Origin of the sequence: Flavobacterium sp. WG21, assembly GCF_000335775.1 — a bacterium.
Taxonomy (GTDB): domain Bacteria; phylum Bacteroidota; class Bacteroidia; order Flavobacteriales; family Flavobacteriaceae; genus Flavobacterium; species Flavobacterium tructae.
This window is the reverse complement of record NZ_AMYW01000025.1, coordinates 11,901-32,170: the sequence shown is the minus strand read 5'-3', so window position 1 is coordinate 32,170 and position 20,270 is coordinate 11,901. Positions and strand designations below refer to the sequence as shown.

The 20,270-nt window shown below is 34.7% G+C and carries 16 protein-coding genes; 5 read left to right on the top strand and 11 right to left on the bottom strand.

The genetic code is table 11. The features are described from left to right. Positions 1 to 53: 53 nt before the first annotated feature. Entirely contained in the window at positions 54 to 794 is a 741-nt protein-coding gene (locus tag C245_RS0116425; protein ID WP_017497700.1) for a LytTR family DNA-binding domain-containing protein, read from the bottom strand. 185 nt (positions 795 to 979) lie between these two features. Between C245_RS0116425 and C245_RS0116420 the strand changes: the two genes are divergently transcribed. After that, on the top strand, positions 980 to 1,162 hold the full coding sequence (locus tag C245_RS0116420; protein ID WP_017497699.1) for a hypothetical protein: 183 nt from the start codon (positions 980 to 982) through the stop codon (positions 1,160 to 1,162). A gap of 83 nt (positions 1,163 to 1,245) precedes the next feature. Here C245_RS0116420 and C245_RS0116415 read toward each other — a convergent pair whose 3' ends face one another. Genes C245_RS0116415 through C245_RS0116405 form a run of 3 tightly spaced genes read right to left on the bottom strand, consistent with a single transcriptional unit; the run spans position 1,246 to position 3,637 of the window. Then, positions 1,246 to 1,683 (bottom strand): GNAT family N-acetyltransferase, encoded by a 438-nt coding sequence (locus C245_RS0116415; RefSeq protein WP_157495889.1) that lies wholly within the window; start codon positions 1,681 to 1,683, stop codon positions 1,246 to 1,248. Between the two features lie 15 nt (positions 1,684 to 1,698). Then, the gene (locus C245_RS0116410; RefSeq protein ID WP_157495888.1) at positions 1,699 to 2,274 is read right to left on the bottom strand and encodes a hypothetical protein; all 576 of its coding nucleotides are present in this window, start codon (positions 2,272 to 2,274) and stop codon (positions 1,699 to 1,701) included. 4 nt (positions 2,275 to 2,278) lie between these two features. Beyond that, complete coding sequence (locus C245_RS0116405; protein ID WP_017497696.1) at positions 2,279 to 3,637, bottom strand: polymer-forming cytoskeletal protein; 1,359 nt, start codon at positions 3,635 to 3,637, stop codon at positions 2,279 to 2,281. 301 nt (positions 3,638 to 3,938) lie between these two features. On the opposite strand from C245_RS0116405, the gene C245_RS0116400 reads away from it, so the two are divergent. Next, entirely contained in the window at positions 3,939 to 4,346 is a 408-nt protein-coding gene (locus C245_RS0116400) for a helix-turn-helix domain-containing protein (protein ID WP_017497695.1), read from the top strand. A 264-nt stretch (positions 4,347 to 4,610) separates the two neighbouring features. Here the strand turns inward: C245_RS0116400 and C245_RS23760 are convergent, their stop codons facing one another. Beyond that, on the bottom strand, positions 4,611 to 5,648 hold the full coding sequence (locus C245_RS23760) for a TMF family protein (protein ID WP_017497693.1): 1,038 nt from the start codon (positions 5,646 to 5,648) through the stop codon (positions 4,611 to 4,613). A gap of 1,154 nt (positions 5,649 to 6,802) precedes the next feature. On the opposite strand from C245_RS23760, the gene C245_RS0116380 reads away from it, so the two are divergent. Further along, positions 6,803 to 8,095, top strand: coding sequence for an aminopeptidase P family protein (locus C245_RS0116380; RefSeq protein WP_017497691.1), 1,293 nt, complete (start codon positions 6,803 to 6,805; stop codon positions 8,093 to 8,095). 55 nt (positions 8,096 to 8,150) lie between these two features. On the opposite strand, the gene C245_RS0116375 is transcribed toward C245_RS0116380, so the two are convergent. Next, a complete protein-coding gene (locus C245_RS0116375) occupies positions 8,151 to 8,672 on the bottom strand; it encodes a ferritin (protein ID WP_017497690.1) in 522 nt (173 codons plus the stop codon). An 89-nt stretch (positions 8,673 to 8,761) separates the two neighbouring features. Next, the gene (locus C245_RS0116370; RefSeq protein ID WP_017497689.1) at positions 8,762 to 9,118 is read right to left on the bottom strand and encodes a hypothetical protein; all 357 of its coding nucleotides are present in this window, start codon (positions 9,116 to 9,118) and stop codon (positions 8,762 to 8,764) included. 180 nt (positions 9,119 to 9,298) lie between these two features. Between C245_RS0116370 and C245_RS0116365 the strand changes: the two genes are divergently transcribed. Further along, positions 9,299 to 10,102, top strand: a complete 804-nt coding sequence (locus C245_RS0116365; protein ID WP_017497688.1) for a TIGR00266 family protein — start codon at positions 9,299 to 9,301, stop codon at positions 10,100 to 10,102. Between the two features lie 167 nt (positions 10,103 to 10,269). Beyond that, positions 10,270 to 11,046, top strand: coding sequence for an alpha/beta fold hydrolase (locus C245_RS0116360; protein WP_017497687.1), 777 nt, complete (start codon positions 10,270 to 10,272; stop codon positions 11,044 to 11,046). A gap of 364 nt (positions 11,047 to 11,410) precedes the next feature. On the opposite strand, the gene C245_RS0116350 is transcribed toward C245_RS0116360, so the two are convergent. The 4 genes from C245_RS0116350 to C245_RS0116335 form a co-directional block, all read right to left on the bottom strand. Beyond that, positions 11,411 to 14,176, bottom strand: coding sequence for a PD-(D/E)XK nuclease family protein (locus tag C245_RS0116350; RefSeq protein ID WP_017497685.1), 2,766 nt, complete (start codon positions 14,174 to 14,176; stop codon positions 11,411 to 11,413). A 63-nt stretch (positions 14,177 to 14,239) separates the two neighbouring features. After that, the gene (locus tag C245_RS0116345) at positions 14,240 to 15,703 is read right to left on the bottom strand and encodes an OmpA family protein (RefSeq protein WP_017497684.1); all 1,464 of its coding nucleotides are present in this window, start codon (positions 15,701 to 15,703) and stop codon (positions 14,240 to 14,242) included. Between the two features lie 113 nt (positions 15,704 to 15,816). Continuing rightward, positions 15,817 to 17,010, bottom strand: coding sequence for a glycine C-acetyltransferase (kbl, locus tag C245_RS0116340; RefSeq protein ID WP_017497683.1), 1,194 nt, complete (start codon positions 17,008 to 17,010; stop codon positions 15,817 to 15,819). An 80-nt stretch (positions 17,011 to 17,090) separates the two neighbouring features. Beyond that, a complete protein-coding gene (locus C245_RS0116335) occupies positions 17,091 to 20,249 on the bottom strand; it encodes an exodeoxyribonuclease V subunit beta (protein ID WP_017497682.1) in 3,159 nt (1,052 codons plus the stop codon). Positions 20,250 to 20,270 lie beyond the last annotated feature (21 nt).

Genomic DNA, 20,270 nt, shown 5'->3' with positions numbered 1-20,270 from the left:
CAAATCCCATTTTTATTGGCTTTGGTACAAAACTTACTGTTTTAGGTACAAAACTACAAAGTCAAAAGACTTGCTTTATAATTTTTAGATACCGGAAGTTCTATTTGAGTAAGAATGATTGTATTTGAATTCCTCCAGGATTTAAAATGCAATGGATTTATTAAATGCGAACGATGAATTTGAAGCAAAAAATCAAAATCTTCCTGCACTTTTTTGAGTGAAGAACGAATCAATTTTGCCCGAAGCTGATTGTTTTCCAAATAAAAGATCTCTACATAATTCTGAGCATTTGAAATACAAACCAAATCTGCTTTTTTGATTTTTAAAACATCTAATTTGTTTTCTCCTTTAATAACCAAAAAATCCTCTTTTATCGGAATCAGTTTAAGCAAATAACGTCTTGCCAAAACAATTACAGGAGTTAAAATCAGGGCGACTTTGATAAAGATAATCGAGAAAAATGCTGTAAAAGTATATCCTCCGTTTAAAATTGGACTTTTATAATAGGTGTAAGTTCCAAAAAGATAAATCAAATAAAAGAAAACTATACTTGCGATTTCTAAACTAACGCTCCATTTGGATATCTTCTTGTAAATACTCTTTTGAATAAATCCAACAATTGAATAACATAAAAATGCCAAAGCACTAAAACCTAAACTAATTAAAAGCCATGATTTAAAATTTATCGTACCGTCGTCAAATGGTCTGATGATGAAAGCAAAAACAAACAGCCAAACACTAATTAGTGCGCCAACTACCAAATGATGTTTTATGGACGTATTTAATTGCTGCATTTTTTCTTTAGGCAAATTATTAATTTACAATATTAAACTTTTACCCAACTTTCATCAAGTAAAAATCACTCCGAATCGAAAACTTTCCTTTGTAAGTATTTATTTAAAAATAATTCATATTTTTATCAAAGTGGTATCCGAAAAACTTATAGAGTAGGAAAATCAAAAAAACAAAAAAACCATTTATGAAAAATTTCCAAAAATTAACCAAAGAAGAATTAAAATCCATTAATGCCGGTACCGGAAAATGTATAGCATATCCTTTATGCAACGGTGAACAAGTTACTCCTATTGGACAAAACTCATGTGGCTGGTATTTATATAAAACAGCATCAAACAGTACTTGCATGGAATACGGACTATCTTAACAACATACTCCTCAATTTAGTAAAACTGCTATCAACAAAATAGCAGTTTTTTTTATACTCCGTCTTTTTCATCGCCAAAATGCTTACTTATAAATCGTAAACTTATTATGCGTTAAACCAAAACCAAGATTTTCGTAAATCAACACGTTTTCAACCCGTCTTTTATTGGTCGTAACTTCAATACTTTTCAAATTATTCCGATCGGCATATTGCAAAATCTCATTTATTAATTGCCTTCCAATGCCTTTCCCGCGATAATTTTGATGAATAAAAAACTCCTGGATTTCACCCACCAAACCGCAATGATGCAAAAGATTTTGGGTGTGAAAGCTAATAAAACCTAAACCTTCATTTTCGTTTTCAGCAATTAGATAGACATTTCTAGGATTTGAAATGTTTTCATTGAATATTTCCTTAAAAACTTCAAAATCTAAAACTTCGTTTTCAAGCTCGTTTATAGCTTGGTAAACAAAATCTAAATCCTGTTTTTCTACTTTTCTGATTTTAATATTTGATTTCATGATTTCTAAATTCATTTAAACTGACAACCATTCTAAAGCTATAAATTTATCACAATCATCTTTCCAATCAGGAGTCCGGTCCAGAAGTATCGCACCACCTCCTTTTTTAATCTCATTCTTAACTATATTACAAGTTTCTTTTGCATCATCAGATCCTTGTCCTGCTAATTCAAAAACTATATATTTTGTTTTAGAAAATGTCGCATATAACGAAAGTAACCTTTTAGTATTCCAATAAAGCTCATTAATTTTCGTCTTTTTATTAATCCATGGTATTTCATAGATTTTCTGAATAAATTTACTTTCCAAATTTGCTTTTTTCCTTAAATACTCGTCAACTCTAACCGGGAAAAACAAACTCCTGAATTTTGATTCTCTAAAATAATCTACATAAGTTAAAGACTTTGTCACAATTACATTTTCATTTTTTATTCTTCCCGCAAAAATAGCCACCAACTGCTCCTTTAAATCATAAAAATGAGCTCCTTCTCCTAAATAAATAATAACCAACTCTCCTTCTCTTAACTCAAAAGGCGGTATAAAATAATGATCAGTCTTGATCCCTTTACTTTCAATTATAAGTTCGTTCATTTTATCAGAATAAATATTCATTCAAACCAATACGCTCAAATTTAACCTTGTATTTTTGAACATAGTTATCCCATTTCGGTTTATTTTCTTCATTATTATAAAGAGATGCCGCATAATCAGCAACTTCTTTACTAAAGTGATTACCCAAAATAGCGTCGAGATATTCTATTCCGGAATCGATGACACTTTTTAAAATAGATAATTTATCCTTTCCGTTTTCTTTGCAAATCTTGTCGAGCCACAATCCTTTACCAATTTTCACATATGCGGAGAGCAAACTATCGGTGATAAATTCCGCAGGAACATCATTGATATTGGGTTCGTGTTTACCCTTTTTAAAAGTCGTAATAATTAATTCTTCCGAATAAAAACGCCCCGGAATCAATGAAACCAATGTTCCGCTTTGAGCCGCTTTCCAGCAAAGTTCTTCGGTTATAAATGGATCGGGAATTACCTGAAGCGCAAAACCATCCGTACTCACTAATTTTTCACAAATTTCAAACGTAATAAAATCTTCTTCCACAAACGGTAACGCATGATGGGTTATATTTAATGCCATCTCGCACAATGCTGCTGTTTTAAACTGGAGCGGAACTATTTTTAAATCTCTGTAATTTGACGAAACTCTCTTTTGCCAGTATTCCTGGTTTTTCGGTAACGGATTACTTTCTTTTAAAACCAACTCACCCTCCTCCAACTCTCTTTTGAGCTCTTCAAAAGTAGTTACTAGAGAATTATTAAGATGTTTTCGCAATTCGGCTGAAATAACTTCTTCGTCAGTTTCCTCATCATATTCCGATTCATTTTCCGGATCCATGTCGTCTGTTTTATCATTGTAGTAAAACAAATTGTTATTACGGCTTGAGAATGTGGTATAATGATCTTCAACTATAAAAACCGGAGCTTCAATACAGCCCGAACATTTAAAATTACCATGATTATAGGAAGTCATCACTACTTCTTTCGCTGTAACATTGCCTTCAATTTCTACATACGAACCTCCCAACAACATGCTTTGACAACTTACATCTCCTTTAATAAGAACATAAGGTCCGTAATCGCCTTCAGCATTTATAATCGTTCCGTTTACAGAAAGATTTCCATTTATTAAGACTCCCTCGATTCTAAGATCTTCCATTTCTTTTAAGGGAAGATTTAATACCCTGGCAAGCCATTTTTTCTCTTTATTCTCATAAAGATCGAAATAAAAGTTTCCTTCAAAATTTACACTTTCGGATGCAATCAAAAAGAAATCCTCCTCTTCCCATTCCTCAAAATAATCGAAACCTTCTCGATCGATTAAAAATGGATATTGCGATTTGACTTCTTTGATTGTAATTAATTTGAAACCTGGGTGATGCATTTTATACTTTATTGGGCTATTATTTATACTCGATTATACAATATTACGCAATATTGTCCTTTCGACGAAGGAGAAATCACACACGTTGATCGGCAAAGATTGGCGACCTTGATTGCGGAATTTCTAATGTGATCTCTCCTGCGTCGAGATGACAAGGATCGCATTTCTTCAGAATCAAAAACAGTAAGAAAAATTGTATATTTATAACATTGAAAAACAATTTACAAAATGTATCTCACAAGTGAATACTTGTTTTCGACCAAAACCAAAAATGTAAAAGAATTTTAAATATCTTTGAATTATGAGCACAGCAAAACCAAAACATATCGGCCGAAACATAAGCCGAATAAGAGAATTGAGAGATATGAAGCAGGAAGCTCTTGCACAGGCAATCGGTACAACCCAACAATCTATCTCTATTATTGAAGGAAGCGAAAGCGTTGACGACGAAAAACTTAAAAAAATCGCCGAAGCTTTAGGCGTACCTGCCGAAGTAATCCGGAATTTTTCTGAAGAAGCTGTTTTTAATATTATTGGAAATACTATTGACATCGAAACAAGCAATGGTTCTTCTGTTATTAGTTATGGATGTACTTTTAATCCGTTTGACAAACTTCTCGATGTTCTTGACAAAAATGAAAAACTTTACGAAAGACTAGTTGAAGCGGAAAGAGAGAAAGTGGCTCTTTTGGAGAAACTGTTGAAATAGAAACTTATTTATAAATGAAAAACCGAAGCTGGATTAGCTTCGGTTTTTTTGTGTAAAAAAGTTACTCTATTCAACGAAGAAAAATCTGCAAAATCTATGAAATCTGCGTGAAATAATAATTGCCAATCTTTGTCGAGTTTCGAGTATGATTCTTCGTTCCTCAGAATGACAAGATTGCACTTAATTGCCTCTTTGTGAATTTGCAAGAAAAAACTACCGTGCTTTGCGTAAACCTTAGCGTACTTTGCGGTTAAATCAAAATATTTATTTTCTTGATGATTCCAGTCTCTTTATTTTTTGTTTCATTAACTTCAATTCTTTCTCTTGTTTTTCACTTTTCTTATTTTGAATTTCAAGTTTTTTATTTTGTTCGATGGTATACAAAGTAAGTTCTTCGATTTTCTGTAGTAATTTCATTTGAAATTCTTTCATTTCAAGTCCGTTTGCAATCATCTCTTTTTCAGATGCAATTTCCGGAAGATGTTTATTTCGAGTTACAAATTCTTCCAACTTATTCAAATCCATTAATTTATAATTATCTTCAAAAACAAAATCGCAACCTCCCGATAAATCAACTTTTACCTCTTGTGCTCTAATTGTACCGCAAACATCTAATTTGTAAAGTGGAGATACTGTCCCAATTCCAACAAGTCCTTCCCCCGTAATAACCATTCTATCATAATTACTTAAATCTGAACCATTCCATGTTGTAGTATGAAAACGAATGTCTCCATAAAGATAACTCCCCGCGGGATTAGGATTTACAGAATAAATTCCTGAACCACCTCTTCCGAAACTTAATCCTCCTTTATAAGTAACTTGCCCTCCAGTGGCTGGAATAAATGTTCCTGAAGTTTTTTCACTAATAACCAATGTTGGTTCTTTACCATTAGGAAGAAAACCATTAACCGTTGTTCCGGAATAAGAAGCAAAATCACTATAAACAGCAGAATTACCTCGTACTTCAAGTTTGGCTGTCGGAGTATCCACCCCAATACCAACTTTTCCATTATTTGGTTGTAAAATTGTTCCACTTTTAGAATGTTCAGATCCACCATCAATAATAATACCTGTTAGAAAGGCTAATTTTAGTTGTTGGTAATTTGGTCCTTCAAACACCCCAGTCGTCCTGTATATTCCATAACTCAAAGGACTAGGCTTAAACCAGGTAATCCCATCAGGAACATTACGTCCGTCATTAACATCACTAAAGTTTATTGAATTATGCAATTCATAAGTTTGCGCATTAAGAAACTGAAACAAAGTCAGCGTAAAAAAAGTAAATAAGCCTTTAATCTTCATATAAATATTCATTTGTTAAAACAGTTCTTCAATTATAAATCTACATTTTAATAATTGAATGAATCTGCCTACATTATTAATTTTTTTTGGCTAAAATAGTATTTCAACTTGTACATTTCGATAAATTCAAAAAAAGTTAATCCATAAAATTTATTTGAAACAAAACCGTCAATCTTTGTCGAGTTCCGTGTGTGATTCTTCGTTCCTCAGTATGACAAGATTGTGTTTAAGGCTAACTGTAAAAAGAAAAAAAATCTGCAGAATCTGCGTGAGACAAAACCGCTAATCTTTGTCGAGTTTCGAGTGTGATTCTTCGTCCCTCAGAATGACAAACCTTATACCTATCAATCTTTGTCGAGTTACTTACGAAGATCTCTCCTTCGTCGAGATGACAAGATTGTGGTTAAGGCAAACTGTAAAAAGAAAAAATCTGCAGAATCTGAGAAATCTGCGTGAAACAAAATCGCCAATCCTTGTATAGTTTCGTATGTGATTCTTCGTTCCTCAGAATGACAAACCTTACGCCTATCAATCTTTGTCGAGTTACTTACGAAGATCTCTCCTTCGTCGAGATGACAAGATTGTGGTTAAGGCTAACTGTAAAAAGAAAAAAAATCTGCAAAATCTGCAGAATCTGCGTGAAACAAAATCGCCAATCTTTGTCGAGTTACGAGTGTGATTCTTCGTCCCTCAGAATGACAAACCTTATACCTATCAATCTTTGTCGAGCTACTTGCGAAGATCTCTCTTTTTGTTTTAGTGAGTCTTTATGCATTTCAAAGTTTTCGTAACAAAAAATGAACTAAAAATATTTTGTTACACTTTTTGAAACAAAATTAAAATTTTAAAAAAAATGTTACAGCTTTTGAAACAAATTAGAATAAAATAAAAATTTGTTACAACTTCCTTTGCGCCCTTTACGATGATCATTTGACTTCGCTCAGGAAGACAGAAACAACTAAAACTTTGCGGCTTTGCGACTTTGCGAGAAAAGAAACTAGCGTGCTTCGCGTAAACCTTAGCGCCCTTTGCGGTTATCCTTCAACTTCGCTCAGGAGAACACAAAACAAATAATAAAACTTTAAGAAATCAATTTCATGCTGTTTGCTGAAAAAACGTAATTTTGAAATTCCAAGTTCAAAAATGAAACGATTATGAAATATCACCAAATAAACAGCGCTCTTTTTGTAAAAAACCGCAAAAAATTCACGGCAGAAATGAAACCTAATTCAGTTGCCGTTTTTAATTCTAATGACATTTACCCGGTTAGTGCCGACAGTACTTTACCGTTTGCACAACACCGAGACATTTTTTATCTGAGTGGTGTAGATCAGGAAGAAAGTATTTTACTTTTGTTTCCGGATGCGCCTTACGAGCACCAAAAAGAAATTCTTTTTCTGAAAGAAACCAGCGAACACATTGCGATCTGGGAAGGCGAAAAACTGACTAAAGAACGTGCTTTTCAGGTTTCAGGAATCAGAACGGTGTATTGGTTACAGGATTTTCATAAGATTTTGAACGAAATGATGACGTATGCCGATACGATGTACATCAACACCAACGAACATTACCGTGCTACAGTGGAGACAGAAACCCGTGAAGCCCGATTTGTAAAATGGTGGAAAGAGCGTTATCCGGCACACAATGTAGCCAAAAGCAACCCGATTTTACAACGCCTTCGTTCAGTAAAAGAAAGCGAAGAACTTGATTTGATTCAGCAAGCTTGTGACATTACCGAAAAAGGTTTCCGTAGATTATTATCATTTGTAAAACCAAATGTTACCGAATATGAAATCGAAGCGGAATTGATTCATGAATTTATCCGTAACCGTTCTAAAGGTTTTGCTTACACGCCAATTATTGCTTCGGGAAATAATGCCAATGTTTTGCATTACATCGAAAACAACCAGCAATGTAAAGAAGGAGATTTAATTTTATTGGATGTTGCTGCCGAATACGCCAACTACTCAAGCGATTTATCCCGTACAATTCCGGTTTCGGGAAGATATAACGAAAGACAAAAAGCAGTTTACAATGCTGTTTTAAGAGTAAAAAACGAAGCTACAAAAATGTTGACTCCGGGAACACTTTGGAAACAATACCATGTAGAAGTAGGAAAAGTGATGACCTCTGAATTATTAGGTTTAGGTTTGATCGACAAAGCCGATGTTCAGAACGAAAATCCGGAATGGCCGGCTTACAAAAAATATTTCATGCACGGAACGTCCCACCATATGGGGCTGGACACGCACGACTACGGATTGCTTCACGAACCAATGAAGGCCAATATGGTTTTTACGGTTGAACCGGGAATTTACATTCCGGCAGAAGGTTTCGGAATTCGTTTAGAAGACAACGTAGTAATTCAGGAAAAAGGAGAACCTTTTAACCTGATGCGCAACATTCCGATTGAAGCTGACGAGATTGAAAGCTTGATGAATGAATAAATAGAAAAAAGCCCTTAATAAATTTATTAAGGGCTTTTTCAATTTTATATATCAGTTACTCTCCGATTTTTGCGATTTGCACATCTAACTGGAATTTACCGGCAGCTTCGCTTTCATCAATCAAATCAAAAAGCTCTAAAGCTCTTCTTGCGTTTTTCTCTTCCTCTCTCTGCTCAGCAACATACCACATCATAAAATCTTCTGTAGCATAGTCATTTTCAGCTCTACATTTTGCAATTACTTTATTCACTGCTTGTGTAACTGCAATTTCATTCTGCAAAGCAATTTCAAATACTTCTCTCAAAGAAGCAAACTCTTGTTGTACTTCCGGAACAGACGGCGTAACGGCAATCCCTCCCATATCTGTAATATATTTGAAAACTTTTAGGAAATGCTCTCTTTCTTCTTCGGCTTGTTTGTACAAATAAGATGCTGTATTGGCATAACCATTTCTATCTAACCATGCAGCCATAGCTAAATATTTGTTAGAAGCGTCACTTTCTAATTTTGCTTGTAAGTTTAATATATTTTCTACACTTTCAACTAATGAAGTACGTGTTCTTAATAAATCTTTCATATCCTCTAATTTTTATATGTGTAAAATTACAAAAATTAAAGGAGGCTCCTCCAACTGCTTGAAAATTTGGATTTGATCTAAGTAAGAATCTAAATAAGCTCTACGTTTACAATGTTACAAAGCATAGAATGTAAAGTGAGGGTAAATTTAGTTCCGTTTAATAAATCTCTTAACTGCACTATTTCACAGATAGTAAGATTTCTGGAAAAATTTCTTTTGGTGGTTTCAATCAATTGTGCGTCTGACCGATCAGATAAGTCATAAAGCATATTAAGAATATCAACGCTATTGACCTTTCTTTGAAAAATCAAAAAATCATGAATTTTGTAACTTGACACTGTATCAACAAAATTGATAATTATACTATTAGTCAAATCACATTGATAACTGTATCCTTTTTCGGTTTCAAATAATACTTTGGTGGTCAAATCACTAACTAATGCCATTCTGATAAAATATAATAACGTTGCAAAAATATAAAATTCAACGCAATAAAAAACATAATTAAGACTAATTTAAAATAACAAAATCTTTTAATGTTCTTAAAAACAGCGGTAACTCACTAAAGAGTGTAACATTCTACGGCATTATCAGTCTAATTTTAAAAACAAATAAATTAAGAAATTATGCAAGCACACGAAATAGATTATCAGATTTTTGGTGAAGAAATGCAATATGTTGAAATAGAACTGGACCCGCAGGAAATTGTAATTGCCGAAGCCGGCAGTTTCATGATGATGGAAAACAATATCCAGATGGAAACGATATTTGGAGACGGTTCTCAACAACAAGGCTCAGGTTTGTTTGGCAAACTTTTAAACGCAGGTAAAAGAGTTCTTACCGGCGAAAGTTTATTTATGACAGCATTTTTAAACCAAGGCAATAGCAAAAGCAAAGTTTCATTTGCGTCGCCATATCCCGGAAAAATTCTTCCGATTGATTTAACAGAATTTCAAGGCAAATTTATTTGCCAAAAAAGCTCGTTTTTATGCGCTGCTAAAGGTGTTTCTGTCGGAATAGAATTTTCTCAGAAACTTGGACGTGGTTTATTTGGCGGTGAAGGCTTTATTATGCAGAAAATCGAAGGAGATGGAATGGCATTTGTACATTCGGGCGGAACAATGGCTAAAAAAGTATTGGGGCCAGGCGAAGTTCTAAAAGTAGATACGGGATGCATCATAGGTTTTACCAAAGATGTAGATTATGATATTGAATTTATTGGCGGAATTAAGAATTCTATTTTTGGCGGCGAAGGATTATTTTATGCCACATTAAAAGGTCCCGGAACGGTTTACATACAATCGTTGCCTTTCTCGAGACTGGCTGACCGCATTATTGCATCTGCACCAAAATCTGGCGGAAACAGCCGCGACGAAGGCAGCCTTCTTGGCGGATTAGGAAATCTTTTAGATGGTGATAACCGATTTTAATTTGTAATGGCTTTCAGAAATGGAAGCCATTTTTAATTCGTTCGCAAACTGTATTTTGCTATAAATAAATTTATTCCCGGTTTAAAGATTTCCCAATTAAATCAAGACATCTCGATATTTTACTTCAGCTTTCTTAACTTTGTGCCTGACAACAAAAAAAGTTCATTTTGAAAACGCTTTTATACAAAAACACCAAAATATCATACTCAGATTCGGGAACTGGAAATGCAATTGTATTCCTTCACGGCTTTCTGGAAAACAAAAAAATGTGGAAAGACTATGTTGATTTTTTCTCCCAAAAATATCGTGTCATTACAATCGACTTATTAGGACACGGCGAATCGGATTCTTTGGGATACGTGCATACGATGGAAGACAATGCCAATGCCGTTCAGGAAGTGCTTAATCATTTAAAGATTGAGAAAACTATTATTGTCGGGCACTCGATGGGTGGTTATGTTGGTTTGGCTTTCGCCGAATTGTTTCCAAAAAACATTCAGAAACTGGTTTTACTCAACTCTACTTCAAAGGAGGATAGTCCGGAGAGAAAACTTAACCGAACACGAGCTATCAAAGCAGTCAAACAAAATTACGTAACCTTTGTGAGCCTGGCAATTGGCAATTTGTTTAGTGAGAACAACCGAATCCGATTAACCGAAGAAATTGAAAAAGTAAAAACACAGGCACTCCAAACACCTTTACAGGGAATTATAGCTTCGCTTGAAGGAATGAAAGTCAGAAAAGACAGGGAAGCACTTTTACAACAAGACCTTTTTCCCGTTTTATTAATTTTAGGAAAAAAAGATCCTGTTCTGGATTACGAAGAATCCCGCACTCAGATAGATGATACTACAGCAGAACTCATTTCTTTCGAAGACGGACATATGAGTCATATTGAAAACAAAGAGGAATTAAAAACCGTTTTATCTCAATTTTTCTCTTAGATCACGGCCTTCAGCATAAAAAAAGACCGTTCCGAAAAATTATCGAAACAGCCTTTTCTTCTTTTTGTTGGGGGCAAAAATTTATACTTTTTAAAAAATTTCTTTTTAAAAATTTCGGCAAAGTTATTCCTTTTATGCACTAATCCTAAGCCCCTGAATCACTTTTATTTATAGTTTATGCTTTGATTGTTTAAAGAGTGAAATTTGTAGATAAATTCATCAAAAAGAAACATACTCCATAAAAATTATAACATTTTACTTCATAAAATTCATTTAAAAAAAGAGCCTTTTTGATATAATTTCAGAAATGAGATCGCTTTTTTCATCAGGAAACCATAAAAATTGATTTTCTGAACAAAGACCATTAATCTATTTTCTCTTCAAAAGAAATTGTCGGGTCAAAAATCTCTTTTAACAGTAATACGATTTCCTCTAAATAATTACTCAAAATTTCTCTGGAAACTGTGGTAGTAATCTCTTTATCTTCTTTGAATGTGAAAGGCAAAAAACCTGATTTAAGATTTTTAAAAGAAATTATACCTGCTTCTATGGGAATTTCTTTCGCTTTGGTTTCAAACATAAAGGCATAAGCCAAAACTTGGATAATTTTATCATTTTTAAGCTCCTGAGCCAATCCATTCCATGATTTCAGGATAACATTTGTCTTTTCAACTTTTCCTGTCTTATAATCGATAATTCGGATTTTCCCGTTGCGTAATTCAATACGATCCACATTTCCTTTAATTAAAACAGGAAACGGCAAATCCGGATGATTTAATTCGCGTTCAAATGTTTCCTCCAAAGCTATGATCTGAACCGCATCTCCATTTTTAAGAGATTCTAATTCCATTTTCAAAAAATTAGAGACATTTCGTTTGGCTACTTCAAAAGCTAGAAGATTACGCCCTTTTTTTATCTCCCCTTCTTTATAAACCAATTTAAACTGATTTAGAACTTCAGCATCCAATAATTTGAAACAATTTTCGAGATTTGTTTCTGATATGAACTTACCTATAAAGGGCTCGTAAAGTGTTTTTAACGTTTCGTGAATGATAGTTCCGAGCGTATTTAGCGCGATATTCTCCTCAACCTCTTCCACTTCCCTAATTCGAAGTATTTTTTGAAAATAAAAGTCTATCGGATTTCGGATGTAACTCGTCAAAGCCGACGGAGAAAAACCGGCAAGTGCAATTTCTTTTAAACGATCCATCACAGCCTCAGACTTAGGAACCACCATAGGCTGATAAGCTGTTGTAGGTAAAACGGGATTATAGATATCAAACGTTAAGTTGTGTTTCTTTTGTTTCTCTACCTCCAATTGTGTGATGAAACGACTACGTTCTCCGGCATCCAATCCATCATTTTCCGTATTATAAATCAAATAGATATTTTGGGCTCTTTGCAGTAAATGGTAAAAGTGATAGGTATAAATGGCATCTTTCTCTTTAAAAGTAGGCAATCCCAATTCGTTTTTAACATCATAGGGAATAAATGAATTCTGAGATTTTCCAGCCGGAAACTTTCCTTCATTCATAGATGTTACAATTACGGTATCAAAATCCAGCACACGACTTTCCAGAACCCCCATAATTTGCAGTCCGCGTAAAGGCTCTCCTTCAAACGAAACTTCAGCAACATCAATAATCTGTTTATAGATCGCATGCAAAGTGTCTATGTTATCAATGTGATTGTGTTTTGTGTAATAATTGATCAGCTTATTAATTACTTTAAAAACGGCATAAACAAAAGCTTTGGCAATTTTTTCCTCCTCATTATCATTGCTGAAATTTTCTTTTATCATAACCAAAAGTGCCGAAACATTTTCAAGAACAGCAATCGATCCATTCTCCCATTTTTGAAAAAGCAGATCAAACAATGGCGATGGATTCAAATTGAGTTCTAAAACCCGATTATGCGTAATAAAAGTGTAATTATTCTCCTTGATAATCCGAACCAAATTACTGGCATTGGCATAAGGTTCAACCAACGGATGTGTAAGAACATCAAGTATATCTTTATAATAAAAAACATAACTTTCTCCTTTACGTGAAAGCGCATTGGTATGCATTCTAAACAATTTCGCGATTAATATCTGCGATGGGTTGTTCTTTCCCGAATATCCCATTGTAATATTCAAACTTCCAACCGAAGAAGGCAGGGAATACAAAACCGGCATCAATAGATTCTCCTCACCCAGCACAATAGCCACTTTATCTAAAGCAGCAGTTGGGTTTTCTGTGATCATATTTTCGATAATACTACCCGCCAATTTTGCCTGACCAATTGTTTTAGGCGTCCCTATGATCTGAATGTTTTTAGACTGTGAAAAATCGTCTACAATCCATTCAAACGGATTTGCTTTATAATGTTTCCAGCTTTCTTTAAAACGTCTCACAAAGAGTCCAGCATCATGATAAGGATCATTTAAGAAAGTCTGATCAACATCCCAATAAATTCTAGCCTGATCTAAAGCCAAAAGATGCTGTACAATTTTTTCTTCAGCAGCATTTAAAGCATTAAATCCTGCAAAAATGAAACTACGATTTGAAACGGTATTCGAAAAGTGATTGAGATTGTTTACAGCTTCACGATAAATCAATCCCTGATATCCAATTGATTTGTTCAGTAAGTGATTGTATAGCGAATCATAATACAGTGGAAGAAGTTTCCAGAAATCAATATAATTCTCTAAAAGTTTGGTTTTGTTCTCGACTTCAATCCCCCATTTTTTGATATCTTCAATATCACTCAAATAGGACAAGACATGCGAAGGATCTAACAGATAGCGATCGATTTCATTAAAATCCTGTAGAAGCGTTTTTGCCCAATTGGCAAATAATTCAAAAGACTGCTGATGTTGTTTCTCTGTTACAGAAAGATACACTTCATAAAACTCAAACAAAAGCTCAATTGAATCAACGGATCGAATCGAGGCTACGTCCTGTACAAAATCTTCAATACTAATAATTTCAGGCGAAAGTATCGTTTTCTTCGTCTCATTTTTCAGGGCCTCAATTAAAAAAACTTTTGCTCTTTTATTAGGCAAAACAATAGTTGTCTCAGCAAGTTTATCTGAATAGTCCTGAATTATAACCGTTGCTATTTTCCCGAGAAAAGAAGTATTTATCATGTGATAAAAATAAAAAAAGCCATTCAATTAAGAATGGCTTTTAGTATTTATTTAGACAGTAAATTAGATTTTACCTTGGTATTTAGAACCAATGTGTTTAATTTCTGTTCTTCTGTTTTGTGCTTTACCTGCAGCAGTTTTGTTGCTTGCAACTGGTTGAGAAGATCCGAATCCTTTAGACTCTAAGTTCTCAGCATTTACACCTCTTTCGATTAATGCATTTTTCACAGCGTCAGCTCTTTCTTGAGAAAGTTTGTCGTTGATTTTTGCAGAACCTGTACTATCTGTGTGTCCTTCGATAGAGAATTTCGCGTTTGGATAGTTTTTAAGGATTTCTTTAATTGCATCTAATCTAGCTGGAGTTTCTTTGTCACCAGTTTTGAAAGTAGCTTTTCCTGAGTTAAAGTAAACCGCTCTAGCTTGAACTTTAAGATCTTCTAAAGCTTCAGTAGTTACTTCAGGACAACCTCTGTTAGAAGCAGGACCAGCAACTGTAGGACAATCGTCATCTTTATCAGCTACACCGTCTTTGTCAGCGTCTAAGAAAGGACAACCACCATTTTCTCTAGGACCAGCAACTGTAGGACATTTGTCATCTTTGTCAGCGATACCATCACCGTCAGTATCAGGACAACCTTTTAAAGCAGCTAAACCAGCAACATCTGGACAAGCGTCATCTTTATCAGCAATTCCGTCTCCGTCAGTATCAGGACATCCGTTTAATGCAGCTAAACCAAATACATCTGGACAAGCGTCAGAAGCGTCAACGATTCCGTCTCCGTCAGTATCAGGACATCCGTTGAATTGTTTTAAACCAGCAACATCTGGACAAGCGTCATCTTTATCGTAGATTCCGTCTCCGTCAGTATCTTTACCTCCGAATTTGAAAACTAGACCTGCAGTGTGTTGGAAGTGAGATGGAGCATCTGGAACACCAGCTTTGTCTGTTCTATCTCCACTAACTGACCATTTGTATCTTGTAGCAAGCTCAAGACCAATAGCATCAGTAAACCAGAAAGTAAGACCAGCACCTGGGTTAACAGTTCCGTAGCTGCTATCTCCGAAGAAAGTATAACCTCCACCAACAGATAACGAAGGATCGATTACTTTAGATTTGATTAATTCCTGGAAGCTATATTTAATTGTAGCATCAATTCCGTAATACATCAAGTCACCAGGATTAGTTACTACGTTACCTCTACTATCATGCCCTGCAGCAGATGGGTTGAAAGTAACATACTTATCAATCTTGTTCACAGATCCTTGTAAACCAACAGAGAAACCGCTACCTACATATCTATTTACACCAATGTAAGATAGAGAAGGAAGAATATTCCAGTTGTCTTTTACAGCGAATGGCTGAGAAAAGTGTTGATCGAAGAAACCACTTCCTGATCCAGAACTTGTTCTAGTATCAACGGCATTAACTCCAAAAGAGATAGCCCATGGATTGTTGCTGTCTTGTGCGTGAGAACTTAAACCCATCACCATCATCACAGCAACTAAAAGTTTGTTAAGATGTTTCATACTTAATTTTTTTAATTACAATTTAGTTAATTACAAGCAAAAGTAACACCAAAATTTTTAAATACAAAATGAAATGTTAAAAAAAACCTACAAAAATTCGACCAAAGTGGGAATTATATAACTTTTAACATTTGTCCGACAACTGTAAAAGCGTCTATAGCCCTGTCTAAGTGCTCTTTTGTATGCGCAGCCGATAATTGCACTCTAATCCTCGCTTTTTCTTTAGGTACTACAGGGAAGAAGAATCCGATTACATAAATGCCTTGTTTCAATAATTCATTTGCCATAGTCTGTGACAATTTTGCATCATATAACATGACTGGAACGATTGCCGAATCTCCATCAATGATATCAAAACCGGCTTTTTTCATTCCTTCTTTAAAGTAATTTGTATTCCATTCTAATTTATCTCTTAAGGTAGTATCCTTTTCTAACAATTCAAATACCTTAATTGAAGCCCCAACAATAGCCGGTGCTAATGAGTTTGAGAATAAATACGGTCTTGAACGCTGACGCAGCAATTCGATGATCTCTTTTTTGGCAGTGGTATAACCTCCCATTGCCCCACCTAAAGCTTTACCAAGGGTTCCGGTAATAATATCAACTCTTCCCATAACTCCTTTTGCTTCGAGAGTTCCTTTTCCGGTCGCTCCGATAAATCCTGCAGCATGACATTCATCCACCATCACCATAGCGTCGTACTTATCTGCCAGATCACAAATTTTATCAAGAGGCGCTACAAGGCCATCCATGGAGAAAACTCCATCAGTAACAATTAATTTGAAACGTGCACCAGCTTCATTTGCTTTAATTAACTGCTGCTCCAAATCTTCCATATTACTGTTCTCATAACGGTAACGCGCTGCTTTACACAAACGAACCCCGTCAATAATAGACGCATGATTCAGACTATCTGAAATAATAGCATCATTTTCTCCTAACAAAGGTTCGAAAACACCACCATTGGCATCAAAAGCTGCTGCATAAAGAATAGTATCCTCTGTACCATAAAAATCTGCAATCTTTTTCTCTAAAGTTTTATGAATATCTTGTGTTCCGCAAATAAAACGTACTGATGACATCCCAAAACCATGTGAATCCATTGCGTCTTTTGCCGCTTGTACCACTTCAGGATGTGATGAAAGTCCTAAATAATTGTTGGCACAAAAATTCAAAACTTTTTCTCCTGTGGAAATCGTTATCTCAGCATCTTGTGCCGAAGTTATAATGCGTTCTTTCTTAAAAATTCCGTTTTCTTCAATTGTTTGCAACTCATTTTGCAAATGTTCTTTTATTTTACCGTACATTTCTATTTATTTAAAACGTTAAAAATTAACAACTTAAGACAAAAACACCTAGTCAAACCTTTAACATCTGATTAATTTTTTCACAAATTTACTACATCGATTTCTGATCCTATGTATACCAGCGCTTTTTTTAACACTTTATACCCTAAATCCTCTATAGCCTCCTCATACTCCTGAATTTGCCTTGTATATTTTGAATTTATCACTCCTGTTTTATAATCCAACAAATAGGCTTCTTTATTTGAAGTAAGAACAATACGATCGGGTTTTAAAATCCTGCCTTCTTTCTGAACAATTGTCTGTTCGTTTAAAATAGTTGCATTCCCGTCGAAACAAATACTTAATTCCGGATGATTCACAATTTCCTGAAGTGTCTTTGAAACCATCTCGACCTGATCATTTGTAATAAGTCCGTTCTCAATTCCTTTTGTAATTGCTAAATCCACATCCGACCGATCCTTAACAAAAGCCAGAATTTCGTGAACTATATTACCATAAGCGATTGCTTCCTGCTGATGTGTTCCCCACATTAAAGCCTCCCGTTGTGCAATCTTGATATTTTTCGGATCTAAAACTTCCGAAACAACAGGAATTGTCTTTACCAAATCAACTGATTTTACAGAACTCGAAAGCCTAATCTTACTGCCAAACTCATACTCTGATCTTTCAGCATCATAAACCCCTTTATGCATTAAATAGCGAATAAAAAAGGAAGCCATATTATTAGGCAATTCACCATCTTTCCGTTCTTTCATTCCTTGCGATATCACATACAATTGCTCTTCAGCACGTGTCAAAGCTACATACAAAACATTTATATTATCCAGCAGCTCTTCTTGTTTCTTCAAATTAAAAACTGCCGAAGCACTCTCACCGAAACCTTCAACCGCACTACTATTATCGATCAAAGCTTTTGGAACATCTAAATTCACATCTTCAGTATCCAGCCATAATTTATCCTTTGGTTTTCGATTGTAGTCTTCTTCTGCAAATGGCATAATCACAACCGGAAATTCTAACCCTTTTGATTTATGAATCGTCATGATACGAACCGCATTATTCCCTTCAGGAGACGGAATACTTAATTTCTCCGCATTTTTATCCCAATAACTTAAAAAATCAGCTATACCAGCCTGATTTCTCATGTCTCGTTCTAAAACAATATCTAAAAAGAACTGAACATATGCATTTCCTTCATCAGGAAGAATAAATTTTGCAATTATAATTTCAACTGCCTCATACAAGGATTTTTTACGTACATCTTCAAAAGAAAGCGAGACATCAAAAGTTAAAAGCCATTTTTCAAAATCATCTTCCTTTTTTTGAGACATCCCTAAGGCAATAAAATCATGAATCGGCATCTTAACTTCTTTATTGGATCCCAAAAAATGAAGAAAATTTGCTTTCGACTCTAAATCAGCACTGTTGTTTAAATATTTCAGCAAATAAACAATCAAACGCACCTCTGTTGCATTTTGAATCATCAGGGTCTCGGATGATAAAAGTGGGATCTTTTGCTCCGTTAAATAATTCGCAATCGCAATTCCCTGATCTCTTTTTCGGGTTAAAATTACAATATCCTTGTATTCAAAACCTTCCCTAAGAACTTTTTGAATGGTATTTAAAGTCGCTAAAACATACAGATCCGATTTCTCGACCACTTCTTCTTCGTCTGCATAATCTGACTTCTCGATTACAGGAAGAAAAGCAATATTGACATACCCTCCTTTCTTTGAATTTATGTTCTGAAAACTATGATTTTCATACAAATCTTTGTAATCTTCATTGGTAAATTCGGCCGAAATTAATTTAAAAAAATCGTTATTGAATTCAATTACCTCACTATAACTGCGATAATTTGTATCTAAATGCTTAACCTCTTTTTTATGGTTAAAAAAAGAATTTTCTTCTTTTCCTAATTCTATAAACTGCTCTGCTTTTCCACCTCTCCATCGGTAAATAGATTGTTTCGGATCTCCCACTATCATCAACGTCCCTTTGTTTCCAAAATCATCTTCTCCGGAAAGGGAATTATGAATCAGCGGAATCAAATTCTGCCACTGCATCTCGGAGGTATCCTGAAATTCATCGATAAAAAAATGGCGGTACTTCTCTCCCAAACGCTCATAAATAAAAGGTGCGGGCTGATTCTGAATTTCACGGTGAATAATGGCGTTGAATTCAGAAATCGACAGTACATTTTGTTCTGATTGAATTTTAGCCAATTCATTACTAACGGTATTCAATAGCGAAAGCGGTGTAATATTTTTCAGAAAGGCTTTATAGAAATCTCTTTTTTCGAAATTCTTATAGATTTTTACCAGAATCTGAAGCAGTTCAGGTATTATATTTTCAATTAACGCACGGTCTTTTGCTGTTTTATTGATTGCTATATCGTCAAATTCGTGAAAAGTTTTATTTCGGGGATTAAATTTCCCGTCGCGAATACTTTCCAAATGATTTGGAAAAGTTCCACGCGAAAATGACTTCAAATCGATTCCGTTTTTTTCGATTAAAGCAAGTGCCTCAATCGCAAAATTTTCATTTTCAGACTCGAGTTCTTTACACAAAACGAGCATTTTTTTCTTGATCTCAATAAACTCTTCGATAGATTTATCCTGAAAATGAGAGATTTCATTCCGATTGTTTTCATTCAGAACCAGCCTACCCGTTTCTAAGATTTCCCGGGAAACATCCCAACTTTTATCGTCGTCGGTTTTTTCCATCGTGAAATCAACCAACAGCTTAGTCAACGTTTCGTCCTGACCGGCTTGTGCAATTATAGCGTCAACCGCCTCAACCAGTAAATTCTCTGTATCCAAAGTGACTTCAAAAGTCATTGGCAGATTAAGATCATGTGCAAAAGCACGAATTACTTTATGTGTAAATTTATCAATGGTAGAAATATCAAAAGCAGCATAATTATGAATTAGGTGCTTGATAATATTTTGAGATTTTGTTTTAATCTTAATAACCGAAAGTCCGGTATCCCGAGACAAATCCTCCATCAAATCGATTGCTTTTGCAGAAGGCTCTTCTTTTGCAAACTCAGACAAACTCCCAACAATACGGCTTTTCATTTCATGAACTGCTTTATTGGTGAATGTAATTGCCAGAATGTTGCGATAAGCATCGTTCCTTGGAGAAGAGAGAATAATTTTAAGATACTCTTTTACCAAAGTATAGGTCTTTCCGGAGCCTGCAGATGCATCATAGATAGAGAAAGACGGACTTTGCATAAGTTTGGTTTTTCGTAGGGT

Coding starts and splice junctions, on each gene's coding strand:
- C245_RS0116425 (WP_017497700.1), bottom strand. CDS start 794: ATGCAGCAATTAAATACGTCCATAAAACATCATTTGGTAGTTGGCGCA.
- C245_RS0116420 (WP_017497699.1), top strand. CDS start 980: ATGAAAAATTTCCAAAAATTAACCAAAGAAGAATTAAAATCCATTAAT.
- C245_RS0116415 (WP_157495889.1), bottom strand. CDS start 1,683: ATGAAATCAAATATTAAAATCAGAAAAGTAGAAAAACAGGATTTAGAT.
- C245_RS0116410 (WP_157495888.1), bottom strand. CDS start 2,274: ATGAACGAACTTATAATTGAAAGTAAAGGGATCAAGACTGATCATTAT.
- C245_RS0116405 (WP_017497696.1), bottom strand. CDS start 3,637: ATGCATCACCCAGGTTTCAAATTAATTACAATCAAAGAAGTCAAATCG.
- C245_RS0116400 (WP_017497695.1), top strand. CDS start 3,939: ATGAGCACAGCAAAACCAAAACATATCGGCCGAAACATAAGCCGAATA.
- C245_RS23760 (WP_017497693.1), bottom strand. CDS start 5,648: ATGAAGATTAAAGGCTTATTTACTTTTTTTACGCTGACTTTGTTTCAG.
- C245_RS0116380 (WP_017497691.1), top strand. CDS start 6,803: ATGAAATATCACCAAATAAACAGCGCTCTTTTTGTAAAAAACCGCAAA.
- C245_RS0116375 (WP_017497690.1), bottom strand. CDS start 8,672: ATGAAAGATTTATTAAGAACACGTACTTCATTAGTTGAAAGTGTAGAA.
- C245_RS0116370 (WP_017497689.1), bottom strand. CDS start 9,118: ATGGCATTAGTTAGTGATTTGACCACCAAAGTATTATTTGAAACCGAA.
- C245_RS0116365 (WP_017497688.1), top strand. CDS start 9,299: ATGCAAGCACACGAAATAGATTATCAGATTTTTGGTGAAGAAATGCAA.
- C245_RS0116350 (WP_017497685.1), bottom strand. CDS start 14,176: ATGATAAATACTTCTTTTCTCGGGAAAATAGCAACGGTTATAATTCAG.
- C245_RS0116345 (WP_017497684.1), bottom strand. CDS start 15,703: ATGAAACATCTTAACAAACTTTTAGTTGCTGTGATGATGGTGATGGGT.
- kbl (WP_017497683.1), bottom strand. CDS start 17,010: ATGTACGGTAAAATAAAAGAACATTTGCAAAATGAGTTGCAAACAATT.
- C245_RS0116335 (WP_017497682.1), bottom strand. CDS start 20,249: ATGCAAAGTCCGTCTTTCTCTATCTATGATGCATCTGCAGGCTCCGGA.